The sequence below is a fragment of the Vibrio rotiferianus genome (genome assembly GCF_002214395.1).
In the GTDB taxonomy this organism is placed as follows: Bacteria; Pseudomonadota; Gammaproteobacteria; order Enterobacterales; family Vibrionaceae; genus Vibrio; species Vibrio rotiferianus.
On the sequence record NZ_CP018311.1, the window covers coordinates 575,278 to 589,944 of the forward strand.

The 14,667-nt window shown below is 46.5% G+C and carries 13 protein-coding genes; 1 reads left to right on the forward strand and 12 read right to left on the reverse strand.

Annotation, left to right across the window (positions count from 1 at the left end; all coding sequences use genetic code 11):
• Positions 1–129: 129 nt before the first annotated feature.
• The 4 genes from BSZ04_RS02780 to BSZ04_RS02795 form a co-directional block, all read right to left on the reverse strand.
• Positions 130–531: a GFA family protein gene (locus BSZ04_RS02780; protein WP_071234138.1), complete on the reverse strand. Its 402-nt coding sequence runs from the start codon at positions 529–531 to the stop codon at positions 130–132.
• A gap of 168 nt (positions 532–699) precedes the next feature.
• The gene (locus BSZ04_RS02785; RefSeq protein WP_088879454.1) at positions 700–963 is read right to left on the reverse strand and encodes a DUF3012 domain-containing protein; all 264 of its coding nucleotides are present in this window, start codon (positions 961–963) and stop codon (positions 700–702) included.
• Between the two features lie 162 nt (positions 964–1,125).
• Positions 1,126–2,145 carry a type 2 isopentenyl-diphosphate Delta-isomerase gene (fni, locus tag BSZ04_RS02790; RefSeq protein WP_088879455.1) on the reverse strand — a complete coding sequence of 340 codons (1,020 nt, stop codon included), beginning with the start codon at positions 2,143–2,145 and terminating at the stop codon, positions 1,126–1,128.
• Positions 2,146–2,394: 249 nt separating this feature from the next.
• Positions 2,395–4,188, reverse strand: coding sequence for a cation:proton antiporter (locus BSZ04_RS02795; RefSeq protein ID WP_088879456.1), 1,794 nt, complete (start codon positions 4,186–4,188; stop codon positions 2,395–2,397).
• Between the two features lie 272 nt (positions 4,189–4,460).
• On the opposite strand from BSZ04_RS02795, the gene BSZ04_RS02800 reads away from it, so the two are divergent.
• Complete coding sequence (locus tag BSZ04_RS02800; protein ID WP_088880225.1) at positions 4,461–7,142, forward strand: DUF2339 domain-containing protein; 2,682 nt, start codon at positions 4,461–4,463, stop codon at positions 7,140–7,142.
• Positions 7,143–7,378: 236 nt separating this feature from the next.
• On the opposite strand, the gene BSZ04_RS02805 is transcribed toward BSZ04_RS02800, so the two are convergent.
• From BSZ04_RS02805 to flgF, 8 genes are read right to left on the reverse strand one after another with little or no spacing between them, the layout of a single operon-like run.
• Positions 7,379–8,419 (reverse strand): flagellin, encoded by a 1,041-nt coding sequence (locus tag BSZ04_RS02805; RefSeq protein WP_088879457.1) that lies wholly within the window; start codon positions 8,417–8,419, stop codon positions 7,379–7,381.
• Between the two features lie 17 nt (positions 8,420–8,436).
• Positions 8,437–9,336: a flagellar hook-associated protein FlgL gene (flgL, locus tag BSZ04_RS02810; protein WP_088879458.1), complete on the reverse strand. Its 900-nt coding sequence runs from the start codon at positions 9,334–9,336 to the stop codon at positions 8,437–8,439.
• 13 nt (positions 9,337–9,349) lie between these two features.
• Positions 9,350–10,723 carry a flagellar hook-associated protein FlgK gene (flgK, locus tag BSZ04_RS02815; protein WP_088879459.1) on the reverse strand — a complete coding sequence of 458 codons (1,374 nt, stop codon included), beginning with the start codon at positions 10,721–10,723 and terminating at the stop codon, positions 9,350–9,352.
• On the reverse strand, positions 10,724–11,281 hold the full coding sequence (locus BSZ04_RS02820) for a rod-binding protein (RefSeq protein ID WP_088879460.1): 558 nt from the start codon (positions 11,279–11,281) through the stop codon (positions 10,724–10,726).
• A gap of 11 nt (positions 11,282–11,292) precedes the next feature.
• Complete coding sequence (locus BSZ04_RS02825; RefSeq protein WP_162531023.1) at positions 11,293–12,414, reverse strand: flagellar basal body P-ring protein FlgI; 1,122 nt, start codon at positions 12,412–12,414, stop codon at positions 11,293–11,295.
• The gene (flgH, locus tag BSZ04_RS02830) at positions 12,414–13,103 is read right to left on the reverse strand and encodes a flagellar basal body L-ring protein FlgH (RefSeq protein ID WP_010450834.1); all 690 of its coding nucleotides are present in this window, start codon (positions 13,101–13,103) and stop codon (positions 12,414–12,416) included. Before flgH ends, BSZ04_RS02825 begins: the two co-directional genes overlap by 1 nt.
• Positions 13,104–13,114: 11 nt before the next feature.
• The gene (flgG, locus tag BSZ04_RS02835) at positions 13,115–13,900 is read right to left on the reverse strand and encodes a flagellar basal-body rod protein FlgG (RefSeq protein ID WP_088879462.1); all 786 of its coding nucleotides are present in this window, start codon (positions 13,898–13,900) and stop codon (positions 13,115–13,117) included.
• 24 nt (positions 13,901–13,924) lie between these two features.
• The gene (flgF, locus tag BSZ04_RS02840) at positions 13,925–14,656 is read right to left on the reverse strand and encodes a flagellar basal-body rod protein FlgF (protein ID WP_088879463.1); all 732 of its coding nucleotides are present in this window, start codon (positions 14,654–14,656) and stop codon (positions 13,925–13,927) included.
• Positions 14,657–14,667: the final 11 nt, after the last annotated feature.

Consider the following 14,667-nt stretch of genomic DNA (forward strand, 5'->3'; position numbering starts at 1 on the left):
AAAAATCAGTCGATGTTATGCAACCGGATATTACTGCCATTCAAAAGCAAAAGGCCACTCATTTGAGTGGCTCTATCTCACAACTTTAACCGCTTTCTGATGTGGTACTGTGCTCAGCCTGAAACTAGCTTATAGCTTAGGCTCCGCTTCAAACTGTTTCAGCTCATCAGTAATATCATTCCATGGCGCTTTCGAACCTACAAAAATGTGGAAACTCGGTTTGTCGGCAGGGGTATCATCAAGGATACCTAAACGAATATTCACAATACCGTTGTTCTTCTTCGAATAAAGGCTAGAGCCGCAGTAACGGCAGAATGAAAGTTCGGTATTGGCACTCTTCTGATAGGTTTGGATATGTTCTGCACCCTCAATAACAATCAGTTTATCCAGTGCAACGCCACCCGCCGATGAGTAATCGGATCCGGTAAATTTTCGGCATTCAGAGCAATGACAATTGCCCATGTATTTGAATTCATCCGCGACTTCGAGTTTCACCTTGCCACACAGACATGAGCCTTTGAGTACTTCCATTTTTTAGTCCTTCTCTTATTGGAATAACGACAACCATGCCAGCCCAATAAGACGAAATAAAGATAAGTAAATCAGGTTTGCAAAAATGGAACGAAAAATTGAGAGTCAACAGACAGATACAAGAAAGCCGAGCGTAATGCTCGGCTTTCTCTTTTTTGTTCGGTCAATTTAGAACACGCAGTGCTTAGCAAAACCTGTTGCTTCGTTTGCCGTCCATTCACCTTTTGGTTTTTCTTTTAGGTCTTCACACCACTGTTCGCTACCGATGCCATCTTGCAGAACACAGTGCTTCGCAAAATCAACCGCATTGTCCGCTGTCCATTCCGTTTTTGGCTTTTCGCGCATGTCTTTACACCAAGCTTCCGTACCCACTTCGTCAGAACACGCTGTTAGCGCTGTTACCGCTAACAGTAGCATTACCAATTTTTTCATAAATTTAGGTTCCACTTTCAATTGATGAATGGACTATACCCAAAATATCAGTGCAAGTGTTAAGACTCAGACAATTTATAGACTCTTGCTCTGTAAAAGAGGCAAAATTCGGCAAGTTCAATCTAACTGCATCGATAAGTGAGTGAATGTGAGTAATTTAGTTTAAATACGACGAGCTTGAGTCAGGGCTTGAAGGTTCGCAGAACCCGTACCAAAGCACGCTAAACGCAGCTCTAATGCCATTTGTTCAAAGTGATCGACGATAGATTCTGTGCTGATTGTTGCGGCTTTTAATACCGCACCAGCTTGCCCAACAAGGTTGGCGCCAAGATGCACCGCTTTCGCTACTTCTAAGCCGTTATACACGCCACCGGATGCAATTAAAGGTAAGTCTGGGTATTGGGTGCGAATTTGCTCTAAGCACGTAGCCGTTGGAATGCCCCAATCACGGAACAATTCGGCTGCGCGCTGCATTTTATTGTCTGTCTGACAGTACCCCTCAACCGCAGACCAACTCGTGCCACCAGCGCCAGCAACATCAATAGCATCTACACCTGCGTCCACAAGCTGCTTGGCAACTGCGCCACTGATGCCAAAGCCAACCTCTTTGATGATCATTGGAACATCGACTCGCTGTTTTAACTGTTCAATCGATTTGAGCACGCCAATCCAATCATGGTCACCATTCTGCTGAAAGGCTTCTTGCATAGGGTTGAGATGCACAAATAAAGCGTCCGCTTGGATAAAGTCGACTGCACGTTGGGCGTTGTCGAGGCGTTGTTTGTCTCTCAGTTGAGCGGCCCCTAAGTTGGAATACAAAGGCACGCCTTTGGCGAGATCACGAATGGTTTTGCCCAAACCCGAATGTAGGCTGTCTTCTAGGCTCACTCGTTGCGAGCCAACTCCCATCGCAATGCCCATTTCACTGGCCGCTTCTGCCAAACGACAGTTGATGATCTCTGCATCTTTTGCGCCGCCCGTCATTGAACTGATCAAAAATGGCAGTGCCAATGAGTGACCAAGGAACTCACTCGAAAGATCGACGGCGTTAAAGTCACATTCAGGCAGAGCACAATGCTCGAATTCGACAGACTCAAAGCCCGCCGTTTTGCTTTTCATGTTCATGTCATGATGTAAAACAGCGTCAAGATGTAAGTCTTTGCGATTAGATTGCGGAGCCATAATGTCACCCTAAAGTAAAACAGTCGCGCAGTATTGCGATCCTTGTCATTGCCGTCAATGCGAAAATTCGGAAATTGAACAATTTATTTACCGAATCGAGCCTTGTGGGCTCTGGCCTTATGACTAAGGAATCATATTAAGGAGCAGCGTTTAAAACACTGCGTCTCACTGCTCTATTAAGCTTGGGTAGCGATTAACAATGTTGCCACTCCGATGTGCCAAGAGTGGCAGTTCTCTATGTCATTTAGGCTATTGAGTCTCGACGGATTGAATAAGCGCCACCACCGTGCTGTTTGTAGGTGGTGTGAACTGGTCCGGATCATCACAGAATTGAATTTTGCCTTTCTCTTCAACATGAAAAAGCGGAATCACCAAATTGTCTTTGTGGTGCTCAAGGTAATCTTGGTAGGTGAAGCTCTCACTCAGTTTAGTGTGTTTGATTTCTGCACCTTGGCTCAGCAAACTCGCCATTTGGGTGTAACTGACGTTGCCGCCCATCAATAATTTGCCGTGATACTCTTCCGCAACCGAGTGTTTTTCACTGCCGTTGGTTTTGTTTTTCTGCAGGCAATGTACTTTATCTTCGCCAAACTCGCCGACAAATTGCATACAAGCCATGATGTTGAAATGTTGGTCTGGCGTCACTGCCACGACTTGACCGATACCAATTAGGTTCAAGTTTTCATCGGCGTGGCTAGAAATCGGATTGCCGTAGTAATGGTCTAAGCCCAGCATGCGAACTTGGCTAATGTAATCCCAGTTCGAATCGGTAAGTAAAACTTTGCGATCGTATCGCGCCAGCGCTATACCAATCTCTTGCGCGACTCGGTTTGCGCCAATCAATAGGAAGCCTCTTGGTGCAGGCTCAGCCACACCTAGGGCTTTCGCCACAGGCCGAGCCGTCGCACTTTGCAGCACTACGGTACCAATGATCACCATGAAGGTCATTGGCACCAACAGCATAGCTTCTGAAATGCCGTATTCCGTCAGCTTAATAGCAAACAGGGATGAGATGGACGCGGCCACAATACCGCGCGGCGCAACCCAAGAGAGGAACAACTTATCTTTGAAGGTTAGGTTGCTGCGAATAGTTGAAGCGAAAATCGAAAGTGGACGCGATACCAACTGCATGAAAACAAACAGCAACACCGCACCGCTACCAAGCGCCGCGAAATCATCCAGACTGATGCGTGCCGCTAGGAAGATGAACAATCCGGTGATCAACAAGATGGTTAAGTGCTCTTTGAAGTGAAGGATCTGCTGAATGTTGATGCCCTTAGCGTTTGCTAACCACATCCCCATCACGGTGACCGTCAGTAGGCCCGCTTCCGATTCCATCTGATTAGATATCGAGAACACCCCGAGTACCACCATCAATACCGCAAACGGCTGAAGGTACTCCGGCAACCAAGCTCTACGCAGAATGGTGGCCACAGCAGCACCAGACAAAGCGCCAATAATCAAACCCACCGCAATGATAGTAGCAAACACTTCAACGCTATTAACCGCATTGTGCGAAACAATAAACTCGTACACCATCACCACAAACAGAGCACCTAACGGGTCAATGAGTATGCCTTCCCAACGCAGAATATTGGCCAGTTTTGAGGTTGGCCGCACGGTTCGCAGCAACGGCACAATCACTGTTGGACCAGTAACCACGGTTAAACTGGCGAACAAGATTGAGAGCTCCCAAGTAAAATTAAGAAAGTAGTGCGTTGCCACACTGGTGGCCACCCAAGAAATGATTGCACCAACAGAGACGATGCTCCAAACGGAGCCACTAACGCCGCGAATCTCTTTAAAATTCAGGGTTAGACTGCCCTCAAACAAAATCACTGCCACCGCGAGGGAAACTAAGGGGAAAAGCAAATCCCCAAGAATCTCGTCTGGGTTGAGCCATTGCAGGAGCGGGCCAACAATGATGCCCGCTAACAGTAAGAAGAGAATGGCAGGCAAACGCATTCGCCACGCTAACCACTGACAACCTAAACCTATTACCCCAACCGCCGACAGCACCAGCGCTTCGTTGCCCACTTGCATTTATCATCACCTAATTTGTTATTGTTCTGGTGAGCTTTCACCCAAAACCGATTAACTCTATAAAAAAGATTAGTTTAGTGTGGATGCTCCGCCAGTTTTCGTTCAAATATGCGACTTCCTCTCAAATTTCTTGTTCAGTGTTGTATATCCCGTTAGCTTGTCACACAGTGAACTAAGCTTAGCTAAGTTGCTCAAAGTTAAGGATTCTCAAACAACGGATAGGGAGTGCAGAGTTGTTTATCTCATTAGCGGTTATCTTGGCGATTTTCGCCATGCTCATCACGTTGAAAGCTGTCAGTCGAATATCGAGGCTAGAGGACGAAGTGTCTCAGCTTCATAAAGAGCTGGCAGAGCTTCGTGCGCGTTGGTTTGAGAGAGAGACACCGCCGACTCCAGAACCCGAGCAACACGCTTCTCAACCACAACAGGCGTCGCCAGAACAGCCCGCACAACCTAGTGCTCCAACGCTTAAATCAGGTCCAGAGCCAACGTTGGTTTCAGAGCCTACCTCTGCGCCTCTAGCTGCCAAAGAAGTACCACCGCCAATTGTCGAGCCGAGCCTCCCGTCACTCGATGAAGTGCACATCGGTGGTCTGGCGCAAAGCAGTGAATCCGTATTTGAGAAACAAGCCAATAAACTGCTGACCAACATCCAAGAAAACTGGTTGGTTTGGGTTGGCGCGCTCGCCATGTTGATTGGTGGTGGTTACCTTGTACAAGTGATTGGCAGTCACATTGAGTTCTCACCAATCATGCGCGTGGCCATCGCATTCTCTATTTCTCTTGCTACCGTGATAGCAGGTGAATGGTTCCATCGCCGCGAGCAGAAATCCCCAGACCGAGCAGGACGAGCGAAAGGCTTTACTTACGTCCCTGCCGCTATTACCGGAACAGGGTTAACTGGTATCTACTGTACGGTGATCTTTGCGTTTGTCTTTTATCAGCTCTTATCACCAGGTGCGTCACTGGTAATTTTAGCGGGCGCGGCACTTTCGAGCTTAGCGCTTTCTCTACGTCAAGGGCCTTTGATGGCCGTGCTCGGCTTAATCGGTGGTTACTCAGCACCACTTTGGATTGGCGGTGCAGAGCCTAACTATTACTTACTCGCTGGCTACATCACTGCAATTTCAATTGCCGCAACGCTACTGATGCAAAAGATCAGACACGCTTGGATTTCACCATCGATTACCGTGCCGCATATTCTGTGGATGCTGTTGCTGATTGAGAGCATGCCGATAGAACAACTTTTCTCATGGCTTACGATCTTCCTTTCTCTGAGTTTGTACTTGCTGTTTGCGGTGCCAAGAATGGGTTGGATGCTCAAACCGCGTTACCGTCATTGCCAAGGCAGATGGACGCATCCACCGACAGGTATTGCTCTCGCGATGACATTATTAGTGCTGTCGGCATTAGCTCGCATGTCTAGCATTGATACCGCTGAGATGATTTACTTCTATGCCTTCTTTACTGCCATGATTTGGCTACCCGCCCTTCGTAAAACTTGGTCATTAAGAGTCTATTTACCATCGATATTGGTGCCTTCTACCGCGATCATGTTGCTTTCTATTGCGCTTGAATCTATCTACATGGCTGAAGGGCAAACGCCTGTACTGCTCGCGCTCGGCATTAGTATTGTGTTGATTGCACTGCGAACATTATTCCAGACACTGGCAGGTGACCGCTCTCAACTGACAGGTGTCCTCTTCCTTGTGCTCGCCCCTGCGATGACTTTGATTACCCTGCTCTACACTTACGAGTTCATGAGCGGTCATGTTTTAGGTTGGACGCTCTTCACCGCCGTGATTGCGATTTACTACGCCTTACTCGGACAAAGGTTCAAAACGCTGGCACTGGAATGCTCTGCCATCATGCATGCCATCATTGCCGGAACGGCTTTCGTTTGGCTGAATGACACATGGCTCACCACTGCCATTTCGATTCAAGTGGCGGTTATGGCGTTGCAGACTCAAGCCAATGTTTTCCGCCCAGCGAGTTGGGCAGTCAAAGTCGCAATGGGCATCTTAGTCGTACGTCTGACGCTATTACCATTTATTCCAGAGTGGCAGCCTGTTAATGCGGGACACTGGGCTTGGGTGCTGATCAGTTACCTGCCGTCGTTGGCGATTCTTGCTTACGCTCGTACTGTGTTACATCGCTCAGATACAGAGCTCGCCAATTGGTTTGAAGGGGCGTTCTTACACGTCTTCTTGATGGCGGTGTTCACCCAAACCAACTACTGGCTCACAGGGCAATACGGCTACCTTGGCTACATCGATTTCACTTCGGCGATTGTGTTTGCTAACCAAGCATTAGTGATGGGGTTGGTTTACAGCTATCGCAGCCAGTTTGCGCAGCAACTAGAACGCGTTTATCAAGCATACAGCTATCTACTTTGGGGCGCTTTTGTTGTGCTGATGATGTTGCTCAATAGCCTCGAATCGCCGTTGATGGTCAATAATGTTTCCGCTGAATCCATGCCTGTGTTCAATATGCTGTCTCTTGGCTGGTTGTTGCCTGCGATTGTTTTGCTAGTAACCACTTACAAGCGTTGGAACACGTTGCAGATCCCTCGCCCTGTGGTCGCCAGCTTTGGTCTTATCTTGGCAGCCATTTGGCTAGGTATGTCGATTCGCCAGTTCTGGCAACCTATCTCTATGACGCTAGTTCAGCCGACTGGCATGGCAGAGCTGTTTACTTACTCGATTGCTGGTTTGATTGTCGGCGGCTTACTGACTTGGGTTGGCGCAACCCGCAAAGCAATGACGATTCAACGCATTGGCTTAGCCGTGTTGGCTTGCGTCGCGCTTAAAGTGTTCTTGTGGGATGTCCGCTCATTGGATGGCTTCTGGCGTGCGATCAGTTTCTTGGGCCTAGGTGCATCACTGATTGGATTGGGATGGTTATTCCAAAAACTCCATCGCTCGGTCGCGGAACCTGTCGAGCAAGTGGAATAAGGTTTTAGATAAGAAAGAGATTCCCGACGTCGCTCTCGAGAATGACCCACAGAACATTGAGCGATTGAAAAATATAAGGCGAGATACTCGCCTTATAACCGTCATTCCAGAACAGAGGAACGAAGTGTCTGGAATCTCTTTTTAATAACGATCTAGAAAGGCGATACCCAACTCTTTTCTAATTTTTGAAACCACGTATAAAACCAAGAAGGGAATCTTGCTGTATTCTTGATGCGTTATTTCAGCAGTGCCACTACCGTATGCCGGCGCACATTTGCTTGTGCATTAAGTGCTTGGAACGTTGATGTAAATTGATCTGATGATGCTAAAAAGCTGTCCAATGTACTGTTTACTTTGTCCACTGGCAGTACTTTTGCCTGGCTTTGGATCGACTGCATCTGGGTTTGTAACTCGCCATGAAATGACTTGGCTTGATCCAAACTGCTATGTACGTGTTGCAAATGCTTGTTAACCTTAGCAATAGACTGTTTGATGCCATCACGTGAACCCAAATCAAAACTGAGCTCTGTTATACCATCGGGCTCAGCTTTTAAATTCAAGGCGTTTGCCTGTCCTGCGGGGAAACGATGCCCCTCACCAGTAACAAACACACGCTGTTGCATTTGGCTATATGCTCCCTCTCGAGCCTCGAATAAGATCGTTCCGTCTTCGGCAAGCGCAGCACGCATGCCCATAGCAATTAAACTGCGATCGAGCATTTTTACTGTGCGATTCCCATCGGCTTGCCCATCGAATTGAATCATTACCGACTGACCTTGCGGAAAATCTAAACGAATCTGCTCTGGCTTTTCACTCAATCTATGAACATTTAACCCTGGAATTGAAAAACGACGAATATCAGCTCTATCAAGTTTTAGATTCAGTTCGTTGTCTACTACTTTTTTACCGTCAAACCTAGCTTGTTCGAGAGCGATATGTAAGTTCTGTTTTGAACGACTTAAGTTGTCCTGTAAACCCGATACATTTTGAGCTCCCACATTCAAGGCTTGCGACAGATGTCGCTTGATCGCGGTAAGCTCTTTGCCAATAACTTGCAAAGACTTAGACGCAATTTGCACCGACGTCGCTTGTTGCTGCCCTTGGGTCAGTAGTACCCCAGAAACAGAATAGGCTGACGTTGTGCCAGCCTGAGAGGGTTGTGGTCGCGGTGTTATCTTACTACTAGAGTCCGCTGACCGAGTTGGCATGATAGAGGTCTGCTCTTGACCACCTAGTCGAATACTATGCGGCCTAACCTCTACTGTGCTCATTACCATAAAATAACTTCCTAACCTTATAGACGGTCAAACAAATTAAGATCGTTGATCTTCACGTAACTCGCTTGGGTAGCTTGTAAAGCTGCAAGGTAGTTACTCAAACGAACAGAAGCCTCACCATAATCTAACGCGGAAAGGTCACTGCTCACTTTATCGACAAACAATTTATTCTCTCCATGAGCGCTATCAAGGAGGTCTAAATTGTTGTGACGGCCACCAATCTCTGTCATTGCTCCTAGAACATTGGCAGAAGTATCATCGATGACTTGAAGTGTTGCGTCTACTGTTGCTCTAAAATTAGGACTCGGTGTCTCAAATTCCACAATTAATGCATCAATTTGATCGAGTACATTATTACCACCGCCCAATTCTAGTATGTCCTTGGCGGTCATATTCGATTCCATAGTAACGCCTTTCGCGACTGTCACGACACGCTTATCACTGTTACCATCGATTACGTAAGTACCACCAGCACTATTAACTGCTGGAGTATCTGTCTTCGTCCCTGAGAACAGATAATGACCTTCTTCATCTTGAGCGTTAAATGATGACTCAACGGAATCTCGTAAGCTCTTGAGCTCGGTAATCATGCCATCACGGTCAGCATCCGTTAACGAACCGTTCGAGCCCCACAGTACAAGATCACGAATGCTTTTTAAGCTCTCATTCACCGAATCTAAGTGCGTTTCTTGACTAGAAAGAGTGGTTTTGACGTTGGCAATATTTGATTGATATTGATTAATGGCGCTGCCTTCGCGCTCCAGATTAAGCAATTTAATTGAAGCCATCGGGTCATCTGATATTTTTGTCAAACGGTCACTTGTCGACATTTGTTGCAGCACTTTACCAAGGCCTGCATTATTACCTTGCAAGCTTTGTAACATCATTTGACTAAACTGGCTGTCACTAATTCGCATCATTACTTCCTTTCTAGAATAACTGCAATACGGAGTCGAAAAGCTCATTTGCCGTGCTAATCACTTTCATATTGGCATTGTGAGCATTGGCAAATGTCATTAAGTTTGCGGCTTCTTCATCACTGTTTACTGCACTCACATTATCTCTAGCAGCATGAGCCTGTTTATTCACCGTTAACTTGGCGTCAAAGTCTGCACTTGCTTGGCGCGCTTTAATTGCAGTCTCACCAACCATTGCCGTAAAGGCGTCGTTTAAGCTCAACGTTCCATAGCCAGTAATCGCTACAGGCTTATTACCAAGCTCAATAATGCTACTCAGCACATCTGAATTTCCGGGCGTGCCATCACTCGAGAACGCCAACTCATCTGGCTGAATATCTGTAATGGTTAAACTTGCAGAAGGGTTTGCTGGATCATAGCTAAACAAAGGCTTGCCCGCGTTACCATTTAAGTCCTTTCCTGTCGCCAGTACGGCATTAAACTCATCGGCCAAGGATCTAGCCATATCATCTAAAGCCACTTGATTTGGCTTCAATACGTCATTTTGGTAATCGGTAATCGCACCTAGCTTACCGCCTACAGCGCCTGAGATAGCAAAGTCTTGTTTGCCAAATTCAACATTTAAGGTAGCCATATACGGATCTGCAGGATCTGGGTTCGCTTTGATTTTCCCAGCCTCAGAACCCATCACTAAAGGTTGCCCAGATGCTAAAGTAATTTGGATTGTGCCATCAGGTTGATTTGTGGTTTTAACTTCGATCACTTGTGATAGCTCACCAATTAAAGCATCTCTAGCATCCATAAGATGAGCTGGGTTCCCTCCGGTTCCCTGCATTTCCGTGATCTGCTTATTAACTTGTGCGATGTTACTCAGTAGGCTGTTAGCATGTGAAGTCGCCGCATTACGCTGATCACTCATGTCTTTATGTTGATTATGAAGTGATTCTGTTAATGTATTAAAACGACGCGAAAGCGCTTCCGACTCATTAATGATCTGCTGGCGATAGGGAATAGACTCGGGTTTTACTGTCGCATCATTTAACGAAGCAAATAATGTATCTAAGCCCGCAGAAAGGCTGAAGCCATCCGCAGACAAGGTATTTTCTAACAAGCTCATGCTAGCCGTATAGTTTGAAGCGTACCCTGCGAGACTATTGGTTGACCAAGTCTGTTTGACTAAAAACTGATCTGCTACACGTCGAATACTCGTTACTTCAACACCAGCTCCCGGGCTGAGACGATCATAGGCTCCAGCGCCTACTGCCGCATTAACCGCTTGCTGACGACTGTATCCAGGCGTATTAATATTTGCGACGTTTTGAGCTGTCACATCCAGTGCAACTCGGTTTGCATTTAAGCCTGATAGTGCAATATTAACCAGGTTCATCTACAGCTCCACTTTTCGATTAAGTGGCTGAGAAAACGCCGTTGTCATCCCAGCCTCACTTAGTACTTGTCTTACTGAGGCGACTGCTTCAGCTGAAGAATTAAGAGCATCATCCATTTTTAGGGCACCATCTTGATAAAGTTGTGATGTAGATTCCGCTTCTTTCAATCCCATCGTTTGGAACTTAATATCATTTGCAGAGCCAACCGCTAACGCCCCTCTGAGTTCAACTTCGCGCATTGAAGGACTCAATTGTTGCACTAACATATTTGCGATGCCTGAGTTTTGTTTTTTCGCTAATTCAATCGCGAGTTGGCCATCGTACATGTCTCGGAAAACACCTTGCTGTTGGCTAGAAAAAGGACTGTCTTTATCTGCTAGAACATCGCTACTGCTGCGCATTTGACGCAGTACCATTTGCAGAAACATGGCTTCAAACTGGCCTGCTACCGCCTCAAGCGTCGCTTCATCATCATGACTATTTTTAATTTTATTTAGCGCGCTATTGTCGTGATACAGTACATTCGTTAGTTGATTTTGGTCATTATCTAACTTCATTTTGATTCCCCTTAGATGACGACTAGCTCAGCATTGAGTGCACCCGCTTCATTTAGGGCCTGTAAAATTGACATCAAATCAGTTGGCGTCGCACCTAAGCTGTTTACTGCGTTAACAATCGTGTTCAATTCAGTGCCCGGAGGCCAAATCACCATTTGAGCTTGCTCCTCATCAATGTCGATTTGAGTTTGATCAACCACTTTAGTCTCGCCATCAGCAAATGCGTTTGGTTGGCTCACTTGCTGTGATTCTGAAATACGTACTGTGAGGTTGCCATGACTGACAGCAGCTTCACCCACCTTGACGTTCTTACCAATCACAACAGTACCAGTACGTGAATTGAAGACGATTCGAGCTGGCTTTCTTCCCTCTACAACACTCATTTCTTCCAACATGGACATCATGACTACACGTTGCTGAGTATCCATAGGCGCACGCATTTCCACTCGCGCCTTACTAATAGCTTTCGCGACATTAGGACCAAAAGTATTATTGATTTCGCGAGCTATGTTTTTCGCTGTAGTAAAACTTGGTTTGCGTAGATTGAGGGTAATCTCTTCACGTTCATTGAAATCAGTAGCGATCTCTCGCTCCAGCGTTGCACCGTTAGGAATACGACCCGCCGTTGGAATATTAATGTTGATTTTGGAGCCACTTTTTCCCTCAGCTGACAACCCGCCTACCACGACATTCCCCTGCGCGACCGCGTAAACCTCACCATCAATACCGCGCAGTGGCGTCAATAGTAGGGTGCCACCTCGTAAGCTCTTAGCATCGCCTATAGACGAGATAACCACATCTATGGTTTGACCTGGGCCTGCCATTGGGTCTACCGATGCCGTCACACTCACTGATGCGACGTTTTTTAGTTTGGGGTTCATGCTGTCATCAATTTGTACTCCAAATTGGCGCAACATATTCGTGATTGATTGGGAGGTAAATTTAACTTGGTTACGGTCACCTTGCCCATTGAGGCCAACCACTAGGCCATAACCCACCAATTGGTTTTGACGTATGCCTTGCACATCCACCAAATCCATCAAATTAATTTCTGTTTCCGCTTGAGTCGTAGTGACAACTCCTAAAGACAACACCATTAGGAGTGAAGATAAAAAGGCTCTGTGTTGTTTCATTAGAATGGTACCCAAGGGCTATTAAAGAACTGAGTCAACCAACCCGCGGCATTGCTATCAGCCAATGCGCCACGGCCTGAGTATGTGATTCGTGCGTCACCGATTCTCTGAGATGACACTTGGTTATTTCGGCTGATATCATCAACCCGGATAATGCCACTCAGACGAATAAACTCGTCACCTTGATTGAGTCGTAACCACTTTTCACCGCTAATTCGAAGCACACCATTTGGTAATACTTCATGAACTGTAACGGTAATTGCCCCTTGCAGTTTATTACCTTGAGAACTAGAAGCACTGCCATCAAAACTTCGGCTACCATCAATGCTGACACCCAACTCGTCAATGGTTTGAGTGCCTATTGTCGGGGCAGCAAAATTAACGCCAGACTTCTTACCAAATTGAGTGCCAGCCTTTTTGCTCGACTCCGTTTCTTCAGACAAAAGAACCGTAAGAATATCCCCGACACGATAAGCACGACGATCTTGGAAAAGCGTCATCGTATATTGGTGACGATAAAGACTACCGGACTTGGCTTCTGGTAACGTGTAGTCTAATTTTGGCGGCGCATACTCTTCACTGTCTGGAGAGGGAGGTACAAATTCCTGCCTTCCAGCACAGCCAACTAACAACACCGCGATTAAGACCCAAGCTTGGGAAAGCGTTTTTATTGCTTTGTCTTTCATCATCACCACATTACTTACATTGATTGTGCGACAAACTTCAGCATGTCATCAGCAGCAGATACAACTTTAGCGTTCATTTCGTAAGCACGTTGTGTCGTGATCATATCAACCATTTCTTCAACGACTTGTACGTTAGAGCCTTCTAATGCACCTTGCTTGATGCTACCAACACCATCTTCACCGGCTACGAGTTCATCAGCAGCGCCACTTGCTTCCGTTTCTTTGAACAGGTTTCCGCCTACCGCTTCTAGACCAGCAGGGTTAATAAACTTAGCCAGTGTGATTTGACCAAGCTGTTGAGGCGTTGGGTCATCAGCACTTACAGAGGTTACTGTGCCATCAACACCAACCGAAATAGCCGCAGCATTGTCTGGAATCTGAATTTGTGGCTCTAGTGGCAAGCCTTGGCTATTCACCATCAAACCTTCAGAGTTGATATGAAACTGACCATTTCTGGTATACATGATTTGGCCATCAGAGTTTTCGATTTGGAAAAAACCTTGTCCCATAACCGCCATATCAAATTGCTGGTTAGTATTTTGCGTATTGCCCTGAGTAAATACCTTTTGTGTGCCCACGACACGAACACCAGAACCCAATTGAACACCGCTTGGTAGTTCGTTAACTTGGTCTACTTGTGCACCAGGCTGGCGTTGAATACTGTAGAACAAGTCTTCAAACACAACTCGATCACGCTTAAAGCCGACCGTGTTGACATTTGCAAGGTTATTCGAGATGGCAGTCATTTTGGTATCTTGGGCTGCCATGCCTGTTTTACTTACCCATAATGCAGAGTGCATTGCTTATCTCCTTGGAAGGCGAAATTATCTCGCCGCCATTAATTTGTTGCCAGCTTGAGCTAGAGTCTCAGCGGTTTTCATCATGCGAACTTGCATTTCAAAGTTGCGCGTCAATGACATAACACTAAGTAATTCATCAATCGCAGATACGTTACTGCCCTCTAGATGCTCTGGGGCTATCTGTACCGTCTCATCAACAGGAAATGCTCCACCGTCGACATTGTGCAAAAGGCTATCGCTCTCTTTTTGCAGCTGCCCTTGCGGTGGATTTACCATTTTCAGAGTGCCTACCTCCATTTCAGCGCCACCACCTGGTGGAGTAACTGACACTCTTCCTCGTTCACTGATTTCAACTTTTTGGTAGTCAGGTAATACGAGAGGGCCGTTTTCACCGAGCAAAGGAAAGCCATTGATACTCATGGCACCAAAAGTGTCGACCTTGATATTACCCGCTCGGGTATAAGCTTCTTCACCACCAGGAGTTTCAACTGCGAGGAAGCCATCTCCTCGAATTGCGATATCAAGAGGACGGCCTGTTTTAATCAGGTCCCCGGCATCAAAACGAGTTGAAGCAGAGTTAGTGACGACCATTGTTCGACCATCAAAGCCAGCACCTTGCACTTGGACACTCTGCACTCGTTCCATATCTGCACGAAAGCCTGCAGTATCAGCATTTGATAAGTTGTTGGAGCGTACATGCTGAGCTTTTAGTACTCGGCTAGCTCCCGACGTCGCAGTAAATAACAAGCTATCCATATCAGACCTCG

Bases quoted from the DNA above. Each gene is read 5' to 3' on its own strand.
- BSZ04_RS02785 (WP_088879454.1), bottom strand. From the start codon at position 963: ATGAAAAAATTGGTAATGCTACTGTTAGCGGTAACAGCGCTAACAGCG.
- fni (WP_088879455.1), bottom strand. From the start codon at position 2,145: ATGGCTCCGCAATCTAATCGCAAAGACTTACATCTTGACGCTGTTTTA.
- BSZ04_RS02825 (WP_162531023.1), bottom strand. From the start codon at position 12,414: ATGAAACAACACAGAGCCTTTTTATCTTCACTCCTAATGGTGTTGTCT.
- BSZ04_RS02820 (WP_088879460.1), bottom strand. From the start codon at position 11,281: ATGAAGTTAGATAATGACCAAAATCAACTAACGAATGTACTGTATCAC.
- flgH (WP_010450834.1), bottom strand. From the start codon at position 13,103: ATGATGAAAGACAAAGCAATAAAAACGCTTTCCCAAGCTTGGGTCTTA.
- BSZ04_RS02800 (WP_088880225.1), top strand. From the start codon at position 4,461: ATGCTCATCACGTTGAAAGCTGTCAGTCGAATATCGAGGCTAGAGGAC.
- flgG (WP_088879462.1), bottom strand. From the start codon at position 13,900: ATGCACTCTGCATTATGGGTAAGTAAAACAGGCATGGCAGCCCAAGAT.
- BSZ04_RS02805 (WP_088879457.1), bottom strand. From the start codon at position 8,419: ATGGTAATGAGCACAGTAGAGGTTAGGCCGCATAGTATTCGACTAGGT.
- flgK (WP_088879459.1), bottom strand. From the start codon at position 10,723: ATGAACCTGGTTAATATTGCACTATCAGGCTTAAATGCAAACCGAGTT.
- BSZ04_RS02780 (WP_071234138.1), bottom strand. From the start codon at position 531: ATGGAAGTACTCAAAGGCTCATGTCTGTGTGGCAAGGTGAAACTCGAA.
- BSZ04_RS02795 (WP_088879456.1), bottom strand. From the start codon at position 4,188: ATGCAAGTGGGCAACGAAGCGCTGGTGCTGTCGGCGGTTGGGGTAATA.
- flgL (WP_088879458.1), bottom strand. From the start codon at position 9,336: ATGCGAATTAGTGACAGCCAGTTTAGTCAAATGATGTTACAAAGCTTG.
- flgF (WP_088879463.1), bottom strand. From the start codon at position 14,656: ATGGATAGCTTGTTATTTACTGCGACGTCGGGAGCTAGCCGAGTACTA.